The sequence below is a fragment of the Nocardioides phosphati genome (assembly GCF_014646375.1).
GTDB lineage: Bacteria > Actinomycetota > Actinomycetes > Propionibacteriales > Nocardioidaceae > Nocardioides > Nocardioides phosphati.
On the sequence record NZ_BMNI01000001.1, the window covers coordinates 165,770 to 187,314 of the forward strand.

Here is a 21,545-nt window from a genome sequence, read left to right on the forward strand (position 1 = left end):
ACGACCCTGAACCTGCGCCGGGGGTGCCCGGGCCACCTCGGGGTCGGGTCGGGGGCGATCCCGATCCCGCGGCGCCCCCGCGCGTGCCACGATGGCCGCACCATGATCACGTACGAGCCGCGCCGCGCCTACCGCGACCCCGAGGCGGGCTTCCTCGGCGGTGTCGCGGCCGGCGTCGCGCAGCACCTCGGCTGGCCGGTCAGCCGGGTCCGCATCGGCTTCGCGCTGCTGGCGGCCGCCAACGGCGCCGGCATCCTGCTGTACGCCGCCCTCTGGCTCCGGCTGCCCACCGCTCCCTCCGCCGAGCCGGCCCCCGGCCTGGCCGCGGCCGAGCGCGGTGGCCGGCGTACGACGCGACGCGGCCTCGCCGACGTCGGCCCTGCGGTCGCGCTGGCCGCGCTGGGCATCGGCGCGCTCTTCGTGGCGCAGCTCGTGCTCGGCACGGGCCTCGTGCTGTGGATCCTCGTGCTCGGCCTCGGCGGCGTGGCGCTGATCTGGCGGCAGGCCGACGAGTCGAGCCGCGAGCGGTGGAGGGACAGCACCGGCCGCATCGACCCGGTGCGCGCGCTGGTCGGCGACGGCGGATGGGCGGCGTGGTCGCGGATCGTCCTCGGCGTGCTGATGCTGGTCACGGCCCTGGTCCTCTTCGCGCTCCGCTCGGGCCGGCTCTCGGTCGCCGTCGACGTGTTGCTCGCCACCGGCCTCGGCCTCGTCGGCGTGCTGCTGGTCCTCGGACCGTGGCTGGTCCGGCTCCTCAACGACCTCGGCGAGGAGCGCGCCCAGCGAGTCCGCTCGCAGGAGCGCGCGGACGTCGCAGCCCACCTGCACGACTCGGTGCTGCAGACCCTCGCGCTGATCCAGAAGAACAGCGCCGACCCGGCCCAGGTGGCCCGGCTCGCCCGCGCCCAGGAGCGTGACCTGCGCTCCTGGCTCTTCGAGGAGACCGCTCCGTCGGGGTCGCTGTCGGCGGCGCTCGCCGCGCTCGCGGCCGAGGTGGAGGCCGATCACAACGTGACCGTCGAGGTCGTGACCGTCGGCGACCTGGTGCTCGACGAGCGCACCCAGCCGGTGCTCCTGGCCACGCGCGAGGCGGTCGTCAACGCCGCGAAGCACGCCGGATCGGGCCGTGTCGACGTGTACGCCGAGGTGTCGCCGTCGCAGCTCGAGGTCTTCGTGAAGGACCGTGGCCGGGGCTTCGACCCCGACGCGGTCGCCGCTGACCGCCACGGCGTACGCGGATCGATCGTGGACCGGATGGAGCGTCACGGGGGCACGGCCCGCGTGACGTCGCGTCCGGGGGAGGGCACCGAGGTGGTGCTGAAGATGACACGGGAGGACAAGTCATGAGCACCCGAGTGCTGATCGTCGACGACCACGCGATGTTCCGCGCCGGCGTCCGCTCCGAGCTGGCGGCGGCCCCGTCGGTCGACGTCGTGGCCGAGGCCGAGGACGTCGACACGGCGGTCGCGGCGGTCCTCGCACAGGCACCCGACGTGGTGCTGCTGGACGTGCACCTGCCCGGCGGCGGTGGCGCCGAGGTGATGCGCCGGGTCGGCCCGTCGGCCACGCGCTTCCTGGCGCTGTCGGTGAGCGACGCCGCCGAGGACGTGATCGGCACGATCCGTGCCGGCGCCCGCGGCTACGTCACCAAGACGATCACCGGGCCCGAGCTGGTCAGCGCGATCGGCCGGGTGGCCGGGGGCGACGCGGTCTTCTCGCCGCGCCTGGCCGGCTTCGTCCTCGACGCCTTCGCCGGCACCATCGAGGTCGCCGCGGTCGACGAGGACCTCGACCGGCTCACCGAGCGCGAGCGCGAGGTGATGCGGCTGATCGCCCGCGGCTACTCCTACAAGGAGGTCGCCTCCGAGCTCTTCATCTCGGTCAAGACCGTCGAGACCCACATGTCGGCGGTGCTGCGGAAGCTCCAGCTGTCCAGCCGCCACGAGCTCACGCGCTGGGCGTCGGACCGCCGGTTGCTCTGACCTTGCTGCGCCTACTCGGTCTCGAGCTCGACGATCGTCCACGGCAGGAAGAGCTGCACGAGGGGGCCGATGCCCACGGCGTACAGCACGGTGCCGAGGCCGACCTGGCCGCCGAGCAGGAAGCCGGCGACGAGCACGGTCACCTCGAGGCTGGTGCGGACCAGCCGGATCGAGCGACCCGTACGCCGCGCGAGGCCGGTCATCAGCCCGTCGCGCGGGCCGGGGCCGAGCTGGGCGCCGATGTAGAGGGCGCCGGCGAGGCCGTTGAGGACGATGCCGCCGACGAGGAGGGCGCCGCGGGCGGCGAGCCCCTCGGGGGCGGCGAGCATCGCCAGCGTCGCGTCGGTGGCCACGCCGATCAGGACCACGTTGGCGAGCGTGCCCAGGCCGGGCATCTGCCTCAGCGGGATCCAGAGCAGCAGCACCAGGAAGCCGACCACGATGACGACCTCGCCGAAGCTCAGCCCGACGTGGGCCATCACGCCGGCGTGGAAGACGTCCCACGGGTCCAGGCCCAGCGCGCCGCGGATCACCATGGCCATCGAGGCGCCGTAGATCCACAGCCCGACGACGAGCTGGACCAGGCGCCGGGGCAGCCGGCCAGCACGGAGCTGCTCGCGCGGGGTGAGGGTGGCGAGCGCACGCCGCGGCGCGGGGGTGGGCGCGACGACGGTGGCTTCGGTGAGGGTGGTGGGCGGGACGATCGCGGTCATGACTCCACGATGACCGGAATCGGCCTTGTAGGAAATAGCCAATCGGTGGATAGTGGCCTGCATGAGTGCAGTGATGTCGGCCGGACGCGTAGCCACCTTGGTGGGTGACTTCGACCGCAGCCCCGCCTACGCGGGCCTCTCGGACTGCCTGCGCATGCTCATCGGCGAGGGCCGGATCCCGCTCGGGGCACGGCTGCCCAGCGAGCGCGACCTCACCGTCGCCCTCGACGTCAGCCGCACCACCGTCACCCGCGCGTACGCCGACCTGCGCGAGCGCGGCTTCGCCGAGGCGCGCACCGGAGCGGGCACCTTCACGCGGCTGCCGGGCGGACGCCGGGCCACCCTCGACCGCGGCCTCGCCCCGCTGCCCGGCACCACCGAGCTGATCGACCTCAACTGCGCCGCGGGCAGCGCCCCGACGGGCCTCGCCGCGCACTACGAGGCGGCGGTGGCCGAGCTGCCGGCGTACCTCGGTGGGCACGGATACTTCCCCGCGGGCCTGCCCGCGCTGCAGGAGCAGATCGCCAGCGCGTACGCCGCGCGCGGCCTGCCCACCGACCCCGACCAGATCCTGGTGACGCCGGGCGCGCTCTCGGCCACCGCGATCGCTGCCCAGGCGGTCACCTCGCCGGGCGATCGCGTCGTGGTCGACAGCCCGGTCTACCCCAACGCGACCAGCGCCCTCGCCAGCCGCGGCGCCCGGCTGGTCACCTCGCCGGTCGACGCGGCGGGCTTCGACATCCCCGGCATGGTCGCGACCGTGCGGCAGACGGCGCCGCGCGCGGCCTTCGTCCTCGCGGACTTCCAGAACCCCACCGGTCACGTCATGACCACCGACGAGCGGGCGACGTACGCCGCGGCGCTGCGCCGCAACCGGGTGGTCGCCATCGTCGACGAGGCGCACCAGGCGCTCTCCCTCGACGCCGTCGAGATGCCCCCGCCCTTCGCGTCGTTCCTGCCCGACGCAATCACGGTCGGCTCGGCGAGCAAGCAGTTCTGGGGCGGCCTCCGGCTGGGCTGGATCCGCGCCCCGCGGGAGCGGATCGAGCAGCTCACCTCGGCCCGCCTCGGCCTCGACCTCGGCGCTCCGCTGCTGGAGCAGCTGGTGCTGGCGCGGGTGCTGGCCGACCCCGAGCCGATCGCGTCGGTCCAGCGCGACCGGCTGCGCGATCAGCGGGACGCACTGGTGGCGGCGCTGCACGAGCGGGTCCCGGACTGGCGCTTCCGCGTGCCCGCCGGCGGGCTCTGCCTGTGGGTCGAGCTCCCGGCCCCGGTCTCGAGCACGCTCGCGGCCGAGGCCGAACGCCGCGGCGCGTCGATCGCCCCCGGGCCGGCGTTCGCCGTCGAGGGCGGACTGGAGCGCTTCGTCCGGTTGCCGTGGACCCGGCCCGCCGAGGAGCTACGGGCCGCGGTCGACGTACTGGCTGCGTCGTGGGACGCGGTCGTCGGCGGAGCCAACGCCCCGCACACCGGTCGGGTGAGGGTCGTCTAGGCTCCGGTCATGGACTTCGTGCGTCACCTCATCCTGGTCGTTCACCTCTGCGCCTTCGCGGCACTCCTCGGCGGCCTGCTCGGCCAGGCGAAGGCGACCCGGAAGGCGATCCACACCTCCACGATCTGGGGCGCCCGCATCGTCTTCCTCGCGGGCCTCGCCCTGGCCGGTCTCGTGTCGGCCGACGACTCCGCCGACGTCAACAACGCCAAGCTCGGCGTGAAGCTCCTCGTGGCGCTCGTCGTCGTCGGCCTCCTCGAGGCGCGCCGCCGCAAGGGCCTGAGCGACGCCCTCTACTGGCTGGTCACGGGCCTCGTGGTGGCCAACGTGTGCGTCGCCGTCCTCTGGCGCTGACACCCACACGGGCGGGCGCCGGGCCTGTCGGTGCGCGCCCGTAGGCTGGGCGCAGCATGAGCAGCTTTCCCATCCCCGGCCAGTCGTCGTTCCCGATCCCGGGACTCGAGTCCGTCGCGCCTGCTCCCACGCCGGGTCGCGACGCCCTCCTCGCGGGGCTCAACGAGCCCCAGCGGGCCGCGGTCATCCACGCCGGCCGGCCGCTGCTCGTCGTCGCCGGTGCCGGCTCCGGCAAGACGCGCGTCCTGACCCGGCGCATCGCCTGGCTGGTCCAGGAGCGCAAGGCGCACCCGGGCTCGATCCTCGCGATCACCTTCACCAACAAGGCAGCGGCCGAGATGAAGGAGCGGGTCGAGGAACTGATCGGCAAGCGCGCCCGCGTCATGTGGGTGTCGACCTTCCACTCCGCCTGCGTGCGGATCCTGCGCAAGGAGTCCGACAAGCTCGGCTTCAAGTCCAACTTCTCGATCTACGACGCCGCCGACCAGAAGCGGTTGATGCAGCTGGTCCTCAACGACCTCGAGCTCGACCCGAAGAAGTACCAGCCGCGCGCCGTCCTCAACTGGGTCTCCACCCAGAAGAACGAGCTGAAGGACCCCGACGAGGCCGCGAAGGACGCCAGCAACGACTTCGAGCGCGCCTACGCCTCGGCGTACGTCAACTACCAGCGGCGGCTGCGCGAGGCCAACGCCCTCGACTTCGACGACCTGCTGATGACGACGGTCCACCTCTTCCAGGCGTTCCCCGACGTGCGCGAGGTCTACCGGAGGCGTTTTCGCCACGTGCTGGTCGATGAGTACCAGGACACCAACCACGCGCAGTACGCCCTGATCCACCAGCTCTGCGCGGACCCGATGGATGAAGGCACGAGCGGCGGCGAGCGGATCGAGCCGGCCGAGCTGATGGTCGTCGGCGATGCCGACCAGTCGATCTACGCGTTCCGCGGCGCCAACATCCGCAATATCCTCGACTTCGAGCAGGACTTCCCCGACGCCACGACGATCCTGCTCGAGCAGAACTACCGCTCGACCCAGACGATCCTCGAGGCGGCCAACGCCGTCATCAGCAACAACAAGGGCCGCAAGGTGAAGCGGCTCTGGTCCGACGCGGGCATGGGGGAGAAGATCGTCGGCTACGTCGCCGACGACGAGCACGACGAGGCCCGCTTCGTCTCCCGCGAGATCGACAGCCTCGTCGACACCGGCGACTTCAAGCCCGGCGACGTCGCGGTCTTCTACCGGACCAACGCGCAGAGCCGTGTGTTCGAGGAGATCTTCATCCGCCACGGCATGCCCTACAAGGTCGTCGGCGGCGTCCGGTTCTACGAGCGCAAGGAGGTCCGCGATGCGCTGGCCTACCTGCGGCTGCTGGCCAACCCGGCCGACGAGATCTCCCTGCGCCGCGTCCTCAACACCCCCAAGCGGGGCATCGGCGACCGCGCGGAGGCCTGCGTCGCGGCGTACGCCGAGCGGGAGCGGGTGACCTTCTGGGAGGCGCTGGTCAGGGCGGACCAGGCCGCGGGCATCGCGACGCGCTCGCTCAACGCGATCCGCGGCTTCACCGACATGGTCCAGGAGCTCCAGTCGATGGTGGCGGCGGGGGAGCGGGCCGACGTCATCCTCGAGACGGTGCTGACCCGCTCCGGCCTGCTCGCCGAGCTCGAGGCGTCCGACGACCCGCAGGACGAGACCCGCGTGGAGAACCTCGCCGAGCTCGTCGCTGTCGCCCGCGAGTTCAGCGACGACCCGCAGGCCGGTCCGTCCGCGGACCCTGCCGACGTCGACGCCGGCACCGTCTCGCCCGGTCTCAGCGACTTCCTCGAGCGGGTCGCGCTCGTCGCCGACTCCGACCAGATCCCCGAGTCGCCCGAGGCGGAGGACAAGGGCGTCGTCACCCTGATGACCCTCCATACGGCCAAGGGCCTGGAGTTCCCGATCGTCTTCCTGACCGGCATGGAGGACGGCGTCTTCCCCCACATGCGCGCGCTGGGCGACCTGCCCGAGCTCGAGGAGGAGCGCCGCCTGGCGTACGTCGGCCTGACCCGCGCGCGCCAGCGGCTCCACATCTCCCGCGCCATCCAGCGTTCGGCGTGGGGCGCACCCGCGCACAATCCGGCCTCCCGCTTCCTCGACGAGCTGCCGGCGACCCTCGTCGACTGGAAGCGCACCGAGTCCGAGATGACCTCCTGGCGCCGTCGTTCCTACGAGGACGCCGGCACGACGTGGGGCTCGGGCACCGGCAGCAGCGGCTCCTTCGGCTCCGCCGCGACGGACCGCGGGCGCCGCGCGTTCGGGTCGGCCGCGCTGCGCCTCGACGCGGCTGCCAAGCAGAAGCAGGCGCGCGCGATCCCGTCGCTCGCACCGGGCGACCGGGTCACCCACGACTCCTTCGGTCTCGGCACCGTCGTGTCGGTCGACGGAGCCGCCGAGAAGGCCGTCGCCTCGATCGACTTCGGCAGCGAGGGCGTCAAGCGGCTGCTGCTCCGCTACGCGCCCGTCGAGAAGCTGTAGCGGCTCTCAGGTTTCTGCGGGAGAACTCAGGTCGCCTCCCTAGACTCGCGGCATGGGAGCAGGACACGACCACGGGGGTGGCCACCAGCACGGCGTCGCGGCTGACGCAGACCGGCGCCTGCTCTGGTCCGCGCTCGGGCTCCTCGCGGCCTTCATGGTCGGCGAGGTCGTCGTCGCCCTCGTCTCCGGCTCCCTCGCCCTGCTGTCCGACGCCGCGCACATGCTCTCCGATGTCGGCGCCATCGGCGCCGCGCTCTGGGCGATGCGCCTGGCCGCCCGGCCCGCGTCCCTGGTGTGGACCTACGGCTTCAAGCGCGCCGAGATCCTCGCCGCTGCGGTCAACGGCATCACCCTGCTCGTCGTGGCCGGCATGCTCACCGTCGAGGCCGTACGCCGCCTGGCCGACCCGCCCGACGTCGCCGGTGGGGCGGTGGTGGTGGTCGCGATCGTGGGATGCGTCGTCAACGTCGCCGCGGTCGCGCTGCTCGCCCGCGCCAACCGCTCGAGCCTCAACGTCGAGGGCGCCTACCAGCACGTGCTGACCGACCTCTACGGCTTCATCGGCACCGCGATCGCCGGCGTCGTCATCCTCACCACCGGCTGGATGCCGGCCGACACGATCGCCACCCTGCTCGTCGTCGTGCTGATGCTCCATGCCGCCTGGGGACTGCTGCGCCAGTCCGGTCGGGTGCTGCTCGAGGGCGCCCCCGAGCACGTCGAGCTGGCCGAGGTCCGCGCGGACCTGCTCGCCGTCGACCACGTACTCGACGTCCACGACCTGCACGCCTGGACGATCACCTCGGGGCTGCCCGCGCTGACGGCCCACCTGGTCGTCGAGGACGGGTGCTTCCAGGACGGGCACACGGCCGCCCTGCTCGCCGAGGTGCAGCAGGCGCTGCACGCGAAGTTCGACGTCGAGCACTCGACGTTCCAGTTCGAGCCCGTCGCACACGCGTCGTCGGAGACCGGCCGCCACTAGCGCCGGGACGGCGCGTCCTCGCACGCTCCGGGCGCCGACACGTCAGTTCGCACGCGCGGGCCCACGACGAGCGTCACCGCCGCGGCTCATGACGCAGCACGGGCGGCTGGTCGCCTAGGCGTCCAGCCTGCCTCGCTGGCGCTCGTTACGGCTGGGCGCCGTGGGCGACCAGCGCGGCGAACGGGTCAACCGCGTCGCCACCGCCGGGGTGCACCTCGAGGTGCACGTGGGGGCCGGTCGAGTGGCCCGTGGAGCCGGAGTAGGCGATGACGTCGCCGACCCGGACCTTCGCGCCGACCGAGGTGGCCAGCGAGGAGTTGTGGCAGTACTTGATCTCGGTGCCGTCGTCGAGGCGGATCTCGACCATGTAGCCGCAGCCGCCGGCGTACTGCGCGGCGAAGACGGTGCCGTTGGAGACGGCGAAGACGGGGCTGCCGGTCGGCGTCGCGAAGTCGAGGCCGGTGTGGCCGTAGCCGCGCCACGAGTAGCCCTCGCCGAAGCCCTCGCTGATCCGGTAGCTGCCGGGCTTGAGCGGGAGGATCCAGCGGTCGGCCTCGAGCTCGCTGGCGTGCGAGTGCGCCGCCTTGGCGAGCTGGCCGAGCGCGGTGTCGCGCTCCTGTGCCTGCTCCTCGGCGGCCTTCTCGAGCTTCGTCGAGGAGGCCGTCGCGAGCGCGTCGCGGGCGGAGTCGCGGGAGACGAGCTCGGCGCGCTCCTGCTCGAGGGAGGAGGAGGAGACGACGCTCTCGCCGCCGAGGGCGTTGGCCGGCGCGGAGTAACGCGCGGGGGCGGCGTCGTTGGTGACGTGGTTGCCGTCGGCTGCGGCGGCGCTCACCGCGCCGGTCGCGGAGACCGAGAGGGCTGCGACGCCGAGGAGGACGGGAGCGGACGGAAGACCGCCCACGAGTGAGCTGCGCGGCGCGGCGTGCGTGGCAGCCCTGCGCTTGCCGGCACCCGCGTAGGTCGACGAGGTCGTGACGTCACCGCGCTGTGCAACGCGTGCACCACGGGGTGCTCGGTGGTCGCCCATCAGTGAAATCCTCTGGTCGGGAACGAGACAGCGGGCACGACTCTAGGCGAAACCCTCGCGGCCTACCCAATCTGCGGGGGCAGCATGTGGAGATAAATCGGAGAGCGGCGCTCCCTGGTTGTGCATTCGTGAACGCCCGTCAGGCGCAGGATCAAGCCGTACGACGTGAGGTCGTGAGGTCGCGTGTGGGATCCAGCACGTTTCGCGTCCATGATGGGGTCCACATGGCCGTTCGGCGTACGGCGGGTCTACTGTGCCTCGAAGGAATCCCCGGACTCATACGCAACGACAAGGACTGGGTGGATCGTGGACCTGATGGAGTACCAGGCGAAGGAACTCTTCGCCACGCACGGCGTGACCACCACCCTCGGTGTGGTCGTCGAGACCGCCGAGGACGCGCGCAAGGCGGCCGAGCAGCTGGGTGGCGTGACCGTCATCAAGGCTCAGGTCAAGGCCGGCGGCCGCGGCAAGGCGGGCGGCGTCAAGATCGCCAAGACCCCGGATGAGGCGTTCGAGCACGCCACCAACATCCTCAACCTGACCATCAAGGACCTGCCGGTCAACCGCGTCCTGGTCACCCCGGCGACGCCGCCGCAGGAGGAGTACTACTTCTCGTTCCTGCTGGACCGGTCGAACCGCCAGTACCTCTGCATCGCGTCCGTCGAGGGTGGTGTCGAGATCGAGGAGGTCGCGAAGACCAACCCCGACGCCGTCAAGAAGATCGCGATCGACCCCGGCAAGGGCGTCGATGCTGCCAAGGCGCGCGAGATCGCGACGGAGGCCGGCTTCCCCGAGGCCGTCTTCGAGCAGGCCGTCACCATGATCGAGAACCTGTACAAGGTCTTCGTCGAGGAGGACGCCACGCTGGTCGAGGTCAACCCGCTGGCCCGCCTCGAGGGCGACAAGCTCGAGGCGCTCGACGGCAAGGTCTCGCTCGACGACAACGCCTCCGAGGTCCGCCACCCGGAGCACGAGGCCTTCGAGATCAAGGAAGAGGCCGACCCGCTCGAGGCGAAGGCCAAGGAGCTCGGCCTCAACTACGTCAAGCTCGACGGCCAGGTCGGCATCATCGGCAACGGCGCGGGTCTCGTCATGAGCACCCTCGACGTCGTCGCGTACGCCGGCGAGAACCACGGCGGCGTGAAGCCGGCCAACTTCCTGGACATCGGCGGTGGCGCCAACGCCCAGGTGATGGCCAACGGCCTCGACGTGATCCTCAACGACGAGCAGGTCAAGTCCGTCTTCGTCAACGTCTTCGGTGGCATCACCGCGTGTGACGAGGTCGCCAACGGCATCAAGGGCGCCCTCGAGCTCCTCGGTGACAAGGCCACCAAGCCGCTCGTCGTCCGCCTCGACGGCAACAACGTCGAGAAGGGTCGTCAGATCCTCAACGAGCTGAACCACCCGCTCGTGACGCTGGTGGACACCATGGACGGCGCGGCCGACAAGGCCGCCGAGCTGGCGAACGCCTGAGATAGGGATTCAGAAGAACAATGAGCATCTACCTCAACGCTGACAGCAAGATCATCGTCCAGGGCATCACGGGCGGCATGGGCGCGAAGCACACCGCCCTCATGCTCGACTCCGGCGCCGAGATCGTCGGTGGCGTCAACGCCCGCAAGGCCGGCACGACCGTGTCCCACAAGGACAAGGACGGCAACGACGTCGAGCTCCCCGTGTTCGGCACCGTCGCCGAGGCCATGAAGGAGACGGGCGCCAACGTGTCCGTCCTCTTCGTCCCGCCGGCGTTCACGAAGGCCGCGGCCATCGAGGCGATCGACGCCGAGATGCCGCTGATCGTCGTGATCACCGAGGGCGTCCCGGTCCAGGACACGGCCGAGGTCTGGTCGTACCTGCAGGGCAAGTCCACCCGCATGATCGGCCCGAACTGCCCCGGCATCATCACGCCCGAGGTCTCCCTGGCCGGCATCACCCCGCACACCATCACCGGCTCCGGCCCGGTCGGTCTCGTCTCCAAGTCGGGCACGCTGACCTACCAGATGATGTACGAGCTGAAGGACTTCGGCTTCACGACCGCCATCGGCATCGGCGGCGACCCGATCGTCGGCACCACCCACATCGACGCCCTCCAGGCGTTCGAGGAGGACCCCGACACCAAGCTGATCGTCATGATCGGTGAGATCGGTGGCGACGCCGAGGAGCGGGCGGCCGACTACATCAAGGCCAACATCACGAAGCCGGTCGTCGGCTACGTCGCTGGCTTCACCGCCCCGGAGGGCAAGACCATGGGCCACGCCGGCGCCATCGTCTCGGGCTCCGCGGGCACCGCTGCCGCCAAGCAGGAGGCCCTCGAGGCCGTCGGCGTGAAGGTCGGCAAGACGCCGTCCGCCACCGCTGCCCTGGCGCGCGAGATCCTGGTCGGCATGGGCATCGAGCCCAAGGCCTGATCCAGCCTCACCCAGCACCACGACGAAGGCCCCCGGGTTCACCCGGGGGCCTTCGCCTTTCCCGCCGTACGCCGTGTGGTCGAGGTGCCCGTGGCAGGCGTCAGATCGCGCAGTCCTGACGAGGAAGCTCGAGCGTGATGCGGGAGACCCTGCCGTCGGTGAGCGTGATCTCATAGGCCCACGAGCCGTCTCCGGCGGGTGAGGACAGGACGTCGCCGGCACCGACGAGGTGGGCGAAGCCGGCCTCGACCTCGGACCGTGTCGACCCGATGCCGACGCCGTTCGGCGTCCGCATGTCCCGGGTGGCGACGAGCTGCTCGAGGCCCTGCTCGGGCGAGATGCGTCCGTTGACGTCACCGGGCTCGTCGTCGCCGGTGAACGTGTAGTCCACCGCGAGGCAGCCCTCCTTCCAGCCGTCGTGCGCCGAGCCCTGGACCGCGGACGCGGCCCCCGTCTCGCGGACCTCCGCGGCGCTCATGCCGAGCGTGAGGCCGTTCACGCCGTACGGGCCGAAGACGAGGTCCGGGCTGGTGCTCCCGCCCGTCGCGCCATCGGACGGCCTCTCCGCGCAGCCTGCGTCGGACCAGATGCACATCTCCGGTGCGATCGCCGTGGTGATCCGGGAGAGCTCGCCGATGTCGCGCCGCGCCCCCTCGGGTGTGGTGCCCTCGCCGGACCAGACGACCGTCAGGATCGCGCGGCCCACCCGGGTGTACTGGTAGATCGACCCGCCCATCGGCTGCACGGTGCGACTGAAGGAGTACGTCGCGAGGCCGGTCTCCGCGCGAAGCGGCGTCCAGGCCTGTTCCCTCCCCGAACCGGAGCGTTCGAGCGGGCAGGCGTGGACGGACTTCTCGATCTCGGCCATGACGGCGCTCGCCGTTGCCTGGTTGTCGAAGGTCCGCAGCTCACGACGGTCGACGAACTCCTCGCCCTGCATCTCGAACCGAAGCTGGTCAGCAGCCGGGCGGCTCTCGATTCCCGTGCGGCCGCAGGGAAGGGGGTACTCCATGCCGGCTTCGCGGCTGGGACCGATCTTCGTCGCGCCCTCGAGGTAGCCCGACGCGCGGTCGAGCGGGAAGTCATCGGGAATCGTGGTCGGCCGTGCGGAGGTCGAGGCGCTCGGCGGGACCGGCGGGATGCCGCTGTCGTGGGCGGCGTACAGGCCGGCGGGAACGGCGACGGCGAGGACGGCGACGACGCCGGCCACCGCCGACACCGCCGTGCGCCGGACCCGGCGGCGGTCGCCGCGGCGGCGTACCTCGGCAGGAGGAAGTGGCGTGACGGGCCCGCCCGTGCCGAAGCGGGCGAGCTGCTCGAGGGGGTCACGGTCAGACATGGGTGGCTCCGGAGTCGGGGGAGAGCAGGACGGCCAGCGCGGCACGGCCGCGGGAGAGGCGGGCCTTGACGGTGCCCTCGGGGACTCCCGTCTCGCGGGCGACCGCCTGGACCGGAAGGTCGCAGAGGTGGTGGAGGACGAGGGCCTGGCGCTGGGCCTCGGGGAGCTGGCGCAGCGCGCAGATGAGGGCGACGCGGGACTCGTCCGCGGCCTCGGCCCACAGGGGAGCGGAGACGGATCGGTCCGTCGGCCGCCGACCGAGCTTCACCCGGCGCCACCGGCTGACCGCGAGGCGGTAGGCGGTGGTGCGGACCCACGCCTCGGGGTGCTCGGCCCCGTCGAGCGCGCGGCGGTGCTGCCACGCCCGGACGAACGCCTCCTGCACGCACTCCTGCGCCTCGTCGCGGTCGCCGATCAGGGCGTGGAGCTGCCCCGTGAGCCGCGCGAAGGAGGCGGTGTAGAACGCGTCGAACTCCGACTCGTCCATCGGCTGCCCCCGTTCCTGTGACGTCAGCGGTGCCGCTGTCGAGGGGGATACGCGCGGAGGAGCGGTCCGGTTGCATCCGGCTCCATCCTGCTGCAGGAATCAGGCGGGCGGGAGGTTCTCCAGGCGCAGGAGTGCGCGCTCGGCGAGCGCCCGGAACGTCGGCTGGTCGATCTTCGCCTTCGGCACCGGGACGAAGCCGACCTCGGCGACGACCGCGCCGCGGCGTACAAGGGAGACCCAGAAGTCGACCGACCGGTGCTCGGAGACCTGGATCGTGACCCGCCATGCGTGGACCGCGCCGACGGGACCCTTGGGCTCGTGGCGGAACTCGTCGACGGTGGCGGAGAGGTCGCGGTCCTCGCAGGTCCGCATGCGCTTCTCGACGCCGTCGAGGAACGACTTCGCCCGGGTGACGCTGCTGAACCGGCCGATGGTCTCGCTGAGGCCGAACTGGGCCGGCAGCTTGGCCTGCGGCATGAGGAACGTGCGCGTGGACGACGAGGCGATGCCGCCGCCGGTGAACGACGCACCGTCGCAGGTCGTCGCGGCGGGGTTGGTCGTCGCAGCGCGCGGTGTCGTGCCGACCCAGGCGTGCGGGACGCCCTTGATCGGGGGCAGGTCGACCGCCTGGAGCATGCCGCGCGCCGACGGGCCCGGCGGAGGCGGGCCGGCGACGCGACGCGGGGTCGTGGCGCAGGTGTCGCCGCCGTCGGCGCTGCAGAGCCGGTCGACGGCGGTGCCGACCGCGGCCTGGAACGGCTTCAGCTCGGGACGGCGGTCGTCGGCAGCGGTGCGAGCCAGCGTGGTCACGATCGAGCCGGTGCGCGCGACGCCGATGGTCCACGTCTTCACCGGCTTCGCCCAGTCGCGGACGACGAGCAGCGCGCCCTGGTCACCCGCGCCGGTGAGCGCGTAGGAGTCGAGGAGCTGCATGCGCTTGCCGGCGCAGTCCGAGAACCACACCAGCGTCGCGGCGTACGCCGTGGTGGCGGCGTGGGCGTCGGCGGAGCGCTCCACGACCTGGACCAGCCCGGTCGCGACCTGCTTCTTCGCGGCGACCGGTGTCTGGAAGTGGCGGACGAGGGCGGCCAGCGCCTTCGGGTCGGCGTAGCGCCGGGTCTGGCAGGGCAGGTTGAGGCCGGTGCCGTCGGTGTTGTTGCCGGTGCCGGTCTCGTCGAGGGCCCGGGCGGCCAGGCGGGTGACGTCGGAGCCCGAGAGGAGGTCGGCGGGGTCGAGGTGCACGACCGCGTCGGGAGCACCGGGGCCGTCCAGCCCCGGTGCGCTGGCGCCGCGCGGCCCGGCGATCGACGAGCTCGCGGTCGCGTCGTGGCTGACCGCGAAGCCGGCGCCGACCGTGACCACGCCGGCCATGGCCACGCCCAGGGAGGTGTGGGCACGGCGACGGGCCGTGCCGCTGCGGCGGATGATGGAAGCGCGGGGGAGGCGCAGCACCTCGAGCGGCGTGCCGAGGTCGCGCAGCGTGGCGTCGACCTGGGCCGGATCGACGTCGCGGTGGATCGCGAACTGCGCCGCAGCCAGCCGCTGCTGCCGCGCCGCGCTGGCCTCGGTCAGCCCGATCTCGTGGCAGAAGACGTCGCTGTCGAGGCCCGCGAGCACCCGGAGCAGCAGTGCCCGGCGCTGGATGGCGGTGAGCTCGTCGAGCGCGTCCAGCGTGGCGCGGTGCTCGGCGGCGAGGGAGCCCTCGCGACGCCAGAAGTGCGCGGTGTGCCGGCGCTGCGCGTGCTGCCAGACGACCGGGCGGACCCAGGCCTCCGGGTCGTCCTGGCGCGAGACCTTGTGCCAGTGGTGCCACGCGGCGACGAACCCGTCGCGGACCGCCCGCTTCGCGGCGCCGAGGTCGCCGGTCAGCGCGAACGCCTGCAGGAGCAGGCGCTGGCGCGCGTCGGCGTAGAACGCGTCGAACTGTCCGGGGTCTCGCATGGCGCCGCCCAACCTACCCCGGCCGGTGCCCGTCAACTGCCCCGGCGCGTCCTCGCGGCCGTGGTCGCCACGACCGGGGAGGATGGGCCCCGTCATGTCGAGCCGCAGCACGTTCTTCGCCTCCCGTCCCTCAGCGACCACGCCGGACGGTGATGCCCAGCGATCGCTGGCGCTGGTCGCCGTCCGCGGTGGCGTGCTCGCCGCCGCGGTGCCGCTGATCATCCTCATGGTGGCGGCACTGGTCGGCTGGTTCCTGACCGACGGCGGCGTCCACGGCGCTCCCCGCGACGCGCTCCGCGTGGGGGCGCTCGGGTGGCTGATGGCCCACGGCTCCGGCATCCACGTCCAGGGCTCCGCGATCACCGCGGTCCCGCTCGGCCTCACCGCCCTCGTCGCGTACGCCGTGTGGCGCGCCGGCCAGCGCACGGGGGAGCGGCTCTCGGGTCACGGTCCCGACGCGTATGCCCTGGCCGACGGCGAGCGTGACCTGACCGTGCCCGCGGGCGTCACCGTCTTCACGGTCTCCTACGTCCTCGCCGCGATCGTGGTGGCCGTCGTCGCCGGCACGATCGAGACCCAGCCGTCGCTCGGCGCCGTGCTGCTGTGGAGCCTGGTCCTCGCCGGCGGCGTCGGCGGCGCGGGCATCGCGACCGGCTCCGGCCGCGCGTCCGTCTGGCTGGGCTACGTGCCCGAGCCGGTGCGCGACACCCTCGCGGTCGCCGTGCGGATGCTGGGCTGGCTGCTCACCCTGTCGACCCTGGTCTTCCTGGTCGCGCTCGTCGTCGACGGCGGCGCTGCGCTGAGCGTGCTCTCGGAGCTCGGCACCAACCTGACCGGCGCGACGGCGTACGTCCTGGCGAGCCTGCTCGTCGTGCCCAACGCGGCGGTCTTCGCCGGCTCCTACCTCCTCGGCCCCGGCTTCCGGCTCGGCACGACGACGCTCGTCTCGCCGACGCTGGTCGCGCTCGGCCCGGTGCCGATGTTCCCGCTGCTCGCCGCGCTGCCCGACAGCGGCTCGACGCCGGTGTGGACGCCGTTCCTGATCGCGCTGCCGCCGGTGGTGGCCGCCATCGCGGTTGTCCGCTCGCGCCACCGCCGCCCGACCACGGACTGGGACGTCGGCGCGGTGCGGGGGCTCTCCGCCGGCGTGGTCGCCGCCGTCTTCTTCGCGGTGCTCGCGGCGCTCGCGGGGGGCGCGGTCGGCCCGGGCCGCATGCAGGACGTCGGTCCGCTGGTCGGCTCCACGCTGGTCCACGGCATCACCGCCCTCGGCATCGGCGGCCTCGTCGGCGGTGTCATCGGCACCTGGCTGACCCGGCGCAACCCGCCGCCGGTCGTCGTCGTGCCCGGCCCCGTCGACCAGGACGCCGAGCCGACCGTGGTGGTCGAGCGCGCGCAGGAGGCCGGCGAGCCCACGGCCGACGGCAACGAGCCCACCGTCCCGATCCTCGGCCGGCTGCTCCGCCGCAGGGGGACCGACGAGACGGAGGCGGGGGAGGAGCCCGAGCGCGGATAAACTCCGCACTCGTGTCCACTCCTTCCGTCGAGCCCACTCCGTCTGGCGCTGCCGCCCCCGCGCGCGTCGTCGTCCTGGTCTCCGGCTCGGGCACCAACCTCCAGGCCCTCCTCGACGCCTCCGCGGACCCGGCGTACGGCGCGCGCATCGTCGCCGTGGGCGCCGACCGTGACGAGATCGAGGGGCTGGCCCGCGCCGACCGGCACAACGTGCCGACCTTCGTCGCGCGGCTCAAGGATTTCTCCTCCCGCGACGCGTGGGATCACGCGCTGGCCGACCGGGTCGCGGCGTTCGAGCCCGACCTCGTCGTGCTCGCCGGCTTCATGAAGCTCGTCGGCCCCGAGTTCCTCGAGCGCTTCGAGGGCAAGGTCGTCAACACGCACCCCGCGCTGTGCCCGTCGTTCCCGGGCGTCAACGGCCCCGGCGACGCCCTCGCGTACGGCGTGAAGGTCACCGGCGCGACGCTCTTCGTCGTCGACGCGGGGGTCGACACCGGCCCGATCGTGGCCCAGACCGTCGTGCCGGTCGAGGACGACGACGACGCCTCCGCGCTGCACGAGCGCATCAAGGTCGCCGAGCGCCGGATGCTCGTCGACAACGTGGGCCGGATGGCCCGTGAAGGTTTCCGCATCACCGACAGGAAGGTCCGGTTCGGACTGTGAGCTCCTCCATCGACTTCAGCAAGATCGAGACCCAGGACAAGATCGCGATCAAGCGCGCCCTGGTCTCCGTCTTCGACAAGACGGGCCTCGAGGAGCTCGTCCGTGGCCTGGCTGAGGCGGGTGTCGAGCTGGTCTCCACCGGTGGCTCGGCCGCGCTCATCGAGTCGCTCGGCCTTCCGGTCACCAAGGTCGAGGACCTCACCGGCTTCCAGGAGTGCCTCGACGGCCGCGTGAAGACGCTGCACCCGCGCGTCCACGCCGGCATCCTCGCCGACCGCCGCCTCGACGACCATGTCGCCCAGCTCGCCGAGATGGGCATCGAGGCGTTCGACATGGTGGTCGTCAACCTCTACCCGTTCGCCGACACGGTCGCCTCGGGCGCCGGTGTCCAGGACTGCATCGAGAAGATCGACATCGGCGGCCCGACGATGGTCCGCGCCGCGGCGAAGAACCACGCCAACATCGCGATCGTCACCGACGGCGCCGACTACGCCCGCGCCCTCGAGGCCGCGCAGGGCGAGGGCTTCTCCTACGAGGAGCGCAAGCAGCTCGCGACGAAGGCGTTCGTCCACACCGCGACGTACGACGTGGCCGTGGCGTCCTGGATGGGCTCGGTCGTGACCGACACCTCCGAGGGCACCGGCTTCCCGGCGTGGGTCGGCGGCACCTACGACAAGGCCACCGTCCTCCGCTACGGCGAGAACCCGCACCAGAAGGCCGCGCTCTACCTCAACGGCTTCGGTGCCCCCGGCCTCGCGCAGGCCGAGCAGCTGCACGGCAAGGAGATGTCGTACAACAACTACGTCGACACCGACGCCGCGCGCCGGGCCGCCAACGACTTCGCCGAGCCGGCCGTCGCGATCATCAAGCACGCCAACCCGTGCGGCATCGCCGTCGGCGGCTCGATCGCCGAGGCCCATGCCGCCGCCCACGCGTGCGACCCGGTCTCCGCGTTCGGTGGCGTGATCGCCGCCAACCGCCCGGTCACCGTCGAGATGGCCAAGCAGGTCGCCGAGGTCTTCACCGAGGTCATCGTCGCCCCGGGCTACGAGGACGGCGCCGTGGAGATCCTCCAGGGCAAGAAGAACATCCGCATCCTCGTCGCGCCCGCCGACGGCGGCTCCCCGGTCGAGACCCGCCCGATCTCGGGTGGCCTGCTCATGCAGACCGTCGACCACGTCGACGCCGAGGGCGACGATGTCGCCACCTGGACCCTCGCCACGGGTGAGGCCGCCGACGAGCAGACGCTCGCCGACCTCGCCTTCGCCTGGAAGGCCTGCCGCTCGGCCAAGTCCAACGCGATCCTGCTCGCCAAGGACGGCGGCTCGGTCGGCATCGGCATGGGCCAGGTCAACCGCGTCGACTCCTGCAAGCTCGCCGTCGAGCGCGCCAACACCCTCGTCGAGGGCCAGGAGCGCGCGCGTGGCTCCGTTGCCGCGTCCGACGCGTTCTTCCCGTTCGAGGACGGCCCGCAGATCCTCATCGAGGCCGGCGTGAAGGCGATCGTCCAGCCGGGCGGCTCCGTGCGTGACGAGCTCACCATCGAGCTCTGCAAGCAGCACGGCGTGACGATGTACTTCACCGGCACCCGCCACTTTTTCCACTGAGGCGCGAAGCGTCATATGTTGTGGGCTGCCCGGGCAGCCATCCCCATGACGCCCTACAGGAGTCCCATGTCTGCACAGAAGCTTGACGGCACGGCCACCGCCGCCGCCATCAAGGACGAGCTCAAGTCCCGCATCGCCGCCCTCCGTGACCAGGGCGTCGTGCCCGGTCTGGGCACGATCCTCGTCGGCGACGACCCGGGCTCACGGTGGTACGTCGGCGGCAAGCACAAGGACTGTGCCGAGGTCGGCATCGAGTCGATCCGCATCGACCTGCCCGAGACCGCCTCCCAGGAGGAGATCGAGGACGCCGTCCGCCAGCTCAACGACGACCCGGCCTGCACCGGCTACATCGTGCAGCTCCCGCTCCCGCGCGGCCGCGACGAGAACCGCGTGCTCGGCCTGATCGACCCGGCCAAGGACGCCGACGGCCTGCACCCGACCAACCTCGGCTGGCTCGTCCTCGGCAAGGAGGCGCCGCTGCCGTGCACGCCGTACGGCATCGTCGAGATCCTGCGCCGCCACGGCGTCGAGATCGCCGGCAAGGAGGTCGTGGTCGTCGGTCGCGGCGTCACCGTCGGCCGGCCGCTCGGCCTCCTGATGACCCGCCGCAGCGAGAACGCCACCGTCACCCTCTGCCACACCGGCACCGTCGACCTGGCCGCCCACGTGCGCAAGGCCGACATCGTCGTGGCCGCCGCCGGCGTGCCCGGCATCATCACCGCCGACATGGTCAAGCCGGGCGCCGCGGTCCTCGACGTGGGCGTCTCGCGCGTCGACGGCAAGGTCACCGGCGACGTCGCCGACGACGTCTGGGACGTTGCCGGCTGGGTCTCCCCGAACCCCGGCGGTGTCGGCCCGATGACGCGCGCCATGCTCCTGGCCAACGTCGTGAGCATCGCCGAGAGCAAGCTGGCCTGAGGTGACCGACGAGCCGGCGCCGGTCGACGCCACGGAGCCCGTGCTCCCGGAGGACGCCGACCTGCCCGAGGACGTCGTCGCGGGCGTCGACGCGGTCCGCGGCCCGCTGCCGCCGCTGCGTGACGTCGCCCGGATCAAGCAGCCCGACACCATCGGCGGCGCGGTCTACCTCGTCGTGCTCGTGCTCGCGCTGGTCGGCGTCGGCATCGCGGCAACCGGCCCGTGGCGCCTCGGCGTCTCGTGGCTCGGCGGCTCGCTGCTCGTGGCCACGGTCGGCCGCCTGCTCCTGCCCGGTGACGACGCCGGCATGCTCGGCGTACGCCGGCGACGGTTCGACACGATCCTGCTGGCCACGGTCGGCATCGTGCTGATCGTGCTGGCGATCACCATCCCCGACCAGCCCGCCTGACCCCCCGGCGTACGACGAAGGCCCGGCCCCCGCAGGGGGACCGGGCCTTCGTGCGTGGAGGGATCAGATCAGGCCGAGCTCCGTGACGGCGGCCTTCTCGTCGGCCAGCTCGGCGACGGAGGCGTCGATGCGACCGCGGGAGAACTCCGAGATCTCGAGCCCCTGGACGATCTTCCAGTCGCCGTCCTTGGTGGTGACCGGGAAGGACGAGATCAGGCCCTCCGGGACGCCGTAGGAGCCGTCGGAGACGACCGCCATGGAGACCCAGTCGTCGGCGGGGGTGCCGTTGAGCCAGTCGCGCGCGGCGTTGCAGGTCGCCGACGCGGCGGAGGCGGCCGAGGAGGCGCCACGGGCGTCGATGATCGCGGCGCCGCGCTTGGCGACCGTCGGGATGAAGAACTCCTCGACCCAGGCCTGGTCGTTGACGACCTCGGCGGCGTTCTTGCCGGCGATCTCGGCGTGGAAGAGGTCGGGGTACTGCGTCGCCGAGTGGTTGCCCCAGATCGTCATCTTCCGGATGTCGTTGACCGAGGCACCGGTCTTGGTCGCGAGCTGTGAGATCGCGCGGTTGTGGTCGAGGCGCGTGAGCGCGGAGAAGCGCTCGTTGGGGATGTCGACCGCGTTGGTCATCGCGATGAGCGCGTTGGTGTTGGCCGGGTTGCCGGTGACGCCGATGCGGACGTCGTCGGCGGCGACCTCGTTGAGCGCCTTGCCCTGGGCGGTGAAGATCGCGCCGTTGGCCGACAGCAGGTCACCGCGCTCCATGCCCGGGCCACGCGGGCGCGCGCCGACGAGCAGGGCGAGGTTGACGCCGTCGAAGATCTTCGTCGGGTCGGCGCCGATCTCGACGCCGGAGAGCAGCGGGAAGGCGCAGTCGTCGAGCTCCATGACGACGCCCTCGAGGGCCTTGAGCGCGGGCTCGATCTCGAGCAGGCGCAGCTCGATCGGGCGGTCGCCGAGGGCGCCACTGGCGAGGCGGAAGAGGAGGCTGTAGCCGATCTGGCCGGCGGCGCCGGTGACGGCCACCTTCAGCGGGGTGGTGCTCACGACAACTCCTGAACAGGGGAGGGGACTGCGGATGCGCTCGACGCTAGCAGCGGCACCGACCGTGAGGGAGTGCGTCCGATTTCCATCTCCTGCAACAGACACCTCCGCGACACGCGAAGTTATCTTGAATGATTCCAGAAAAGGTGCCATGGTG

19 protein-coding genes are annotated in these 21,545 nt (G+C 72.2%); 13 read left to right on the forward strand and 6 right to left on the reverse strand.

Translation table 11 applies throughout. The features are described 5' to 3' along the window. The first annotated feature begins 102 nt into the window (after positions 1–102). Entirely contained in the window at positions 103–1,347 is a 1,245-nt protein-coding gene (locus tag IEX47_RS00840) for an ATP-binding protein (RefSeq protein WP_188781965.1), read from the forward strand. After that, positions 1,344–1,982, forward strand: coding sequence for a LuxR C-terminal-related transcriptional regulator (locus IEX47_RS00845; protein WP_188781967.1), 639 nt, complete (start codon positions 1,344–1,346; stop codon positions 1,980–1,982). Before IEX47_RS00840 ends, IEX47_RS00845 begins: the two co-directional genes overlap by 4 nt. 11 nt (positions 1,983–1,993) lie before the next feature. Here IEX47_RS00845 and yczE read toward each other — a convergent pair whose 3' ends face one another. Beyond that, positions 1,994–2,695, reverse strand: a complete 702-nt coding sequence (gene yczE, locus IEX47_RS00850; RefSeq protein ID WP_188781968.1) for a membrane protein YczE — start codon at positions 2,693–2,695, stop codon at positions 1,994–1,996. A 61-nt stretch (positions 2,696–2,756) separates the two neighbouring features. Between yczE and yczR the strand changes: the two genes are divergently transcribed. From yczR to IEX47_RS00870, 4 genes are read left to right on the forward strand one after another with little or no spacing between them, the layout of a single operon-like run. Beyond that, complete coding sequence (gene yczR / locus IEX47_RS00855) at positions 2,757–4,187, forward strand: MocR-like transcription factor YczR (RefSeq protein ID WP_188781970.1); 1,431 nt, start codon at positions 2,757–2,759, stop codon at positions 4,185–4,187. Positions 4,188–4,196: 9 nt separating this feature from the next. Continuing rightward, positions 4,197–4,541, forward strand: coding sequence for a hypothetical protein (locus IEX47_RS00860; RefSeq protein ID WP_188781972.1), 345 nt, complete (start codon positions 4,197–4,199; stop codon positions 4,539–4,541). Between the two features lie 56 nt (positions 4,542–4,597). Next, positions 4,598–7,051: a DNA helicase PcrA gene (gene pcrA / locus IEX47_RS00865; protein WP_188781974.1), complete on the forward strand. Its 2,454-nt coding sequence runs from the start codon at positions 4,598–4,600 to the stop codon at positions 7,049–7,051. A 52-nt stretch (positions 7,052–7,103) separates the two neighbouring features. After that, complete coding sequence (locus tag IEX47_RS00870) at positions 7,104–8,030, forward strand: cation diffusion facilitator family transporter (protein WP_188781975.1); 927 nt, start codon at positions 7,104–7,106, stop codon at positions 8,028–8,030. A gap of 145 nt (positions 8,031–8,175) precedes the next feature. Here the strand turns inward: IEX47_RS00870 and IEX47_RS00875 are convergent, their stop codons facing one another. Continuing rightward, positions 8,176–9,057: a M23 family metallopeptidase gene (locus IEX47_RS00875; RefSeq protein WP_188781977.1), complete on the reverse strand. Its 882-nt coding sequence runs from the start codon at positions 9,055–9,057 to the stop codon at positions 8,176–8,178. Positions 9,058–9,363: 306 nt separating this feature from the next. Here IEX47_RS00875 and sucC point away from each other — a divergent pair, with 306 nt between their 5' ends. Together sucC and sucD are read left to right on the forward strand one after the other, a co-directional pair. Beyond that, positions 9,364–10,530 (forward strand): ADP-forming succinate--CoA ligase subunit beta, encoded by a 1,167-nt coding sequence (gene sucC, locus IEX47_RS00880; RefSeq protein ID WP_188781979.1) that lies wholly within the window; start codon positions 9,364–9,366, stop codon positions 10,528–10,530. A 20-nt stretch (positions 10,531–10,550) separates the two neighbouring features. Further along, positions 10,551–11,465, forward strand: coding sequence for a succinate--CoA ligase subunit alpha (gene sucD, locus IEX47_RS00885; RefSeq protein ID WP_188781981.1), 915 nt, complete (start codon positions 10,551–10,553; stop codon positions 11,463–11,465). A gap of 100 nt (positions 11,466–11,565) precedes the next feature. Here the strand turns inward: sucD and IEX47_RS00890 are convergent, their stop codons facing one another. From IEX47_RS00890 to IEX47_RS00900, 3 genes are all read right to left on the reverse strand, one after another. Beyond that, positions 11,566–12,804 carry a hypothetical protein gene (locus IEX47_RS00890; RefSeq protein ID WP_188781982.1) on the reverse strand — a complete coding sequence of 413 codons (1,239 nt, stop codon included), beginning with the start codon at positions 12,802–12,804 and terminating at the stop codon, positions 11,566–11,568. Beyond that, complete coding sequence (locus IEX47_RS00895; RefSeq protein ID WP_188781984.1) at positions 12,797–13,291, reverse strand: SigE family RNA polymerase sigma factor; 495 nt, start codon at positions 13,289–13,291, stop codon at positions 12,797–12,799. Before IEX47_RS00895 ends, IEX47_RS00890 begins: the two co-directional genes overlap by 8 nt. Before the next feature lie 99 nt (positions 13,292–13,390). Continuing rightward, complete coding sequence (locus tag IEX47_RS00900; RefSeq protein WP_188781986.1) at positions 13,391–15,232, reverse strand: SigE family RNA polymerase sigma factor; 1,842 nt, start codon at positions 15,230–15,232, stop codon at positions 13,391–13,393. 94 nt (positions 15,233–15,326) lie between these two features. On the opposite strand from IEX47_RS00900, the gene IEX47_RS00905 reads away from it, so the two are divergent. From IEX47_RS00905 to IEX47_RS00925, 5 genes are all read left to right on the forward strand, one after another. Then, on the forward strand, positions 15,327–16,748 hold the full coding sequence (locus IEX47_RS00905) for a cell division protein PerM (RefSeq protein ID WP_188781988.1): 1,422 nt from the start codon (positions 15,327–15,329) through the stop codon (positions 16,746–16,748). An 11-nt stretch (positions 16,749–16,759) separates the two neighbouring features. Beyond that, positions 16,760–17,410 (forward strand): phosphoribosylglycinamide formyltransferase, encoded by a 651-nt coding sequence (purN, locus tag IEX47_RS00910; protein WP_229662520.1) that lies wholly within the window; start codon positions 16,760–16,762, stop codon positions 17,408–17,410. Then, a complete protein-coding gene (gene purH, locus IEX47_RS00915; RefSeq protein WP_229662521.1) occupies positions 17,407–19,017 on the forward strand; it encodes a bifunctional phosphoribosylaminoimidazolecarboxamide formyltransferase/IMP cyclohydrolase in 1,611 nt (536 codons plus the stop codon). The genes purN and purH overlap by 4 nt, the downstream gene beginning before the upstream one ends. A 66-nt stretch (positions 19,018–19,083) precedes the next feature. After that, the gene (locus tag IEX47_RS00920) at positions 19,084–19,935 is read left to right on the forward strand and encodes a bifunctional methylenetetrahydrofolate dehydrogenase/methenyltetrahydrofolate cyclohydrolase (protein WP_188781990.1); all 852 of its coding nucleotides are present in this window, start codon (positions 19,084–19,086) and stop codon (positions 19,933–19,935) included. Between the two features lies 1 nt (position 19,936). Then, positions 19,937–20,344, forward strand: coding sequence for a DUF3017 domain-containing protein (locus IEX47_RS00925; protein ID WP_188781992.1), 408 nt, complete (start codon positions 19,937–19,939; stop codon positions 20,342–20,344). 63 nt (positions 20,345–20,407) lie between these two features. Here IEX47_RS00925 and IEX47_RS00930 read toward each other — a convergent pair whose 3' ends face one another. After that, on the reverse strand, positions 20,408–21,391 hold the full coding sequence (locus IEX47_RS00930; RefSeq protein ID WP_188781994.1) for a malate dehydrogenase: 984 nt from the start codon (positions 21,389–21,391) through the stop codon (positions 20,408–20,410). Between the last annotated feature and the right edge of the window lie 154 nt (positions 21,392–21,545).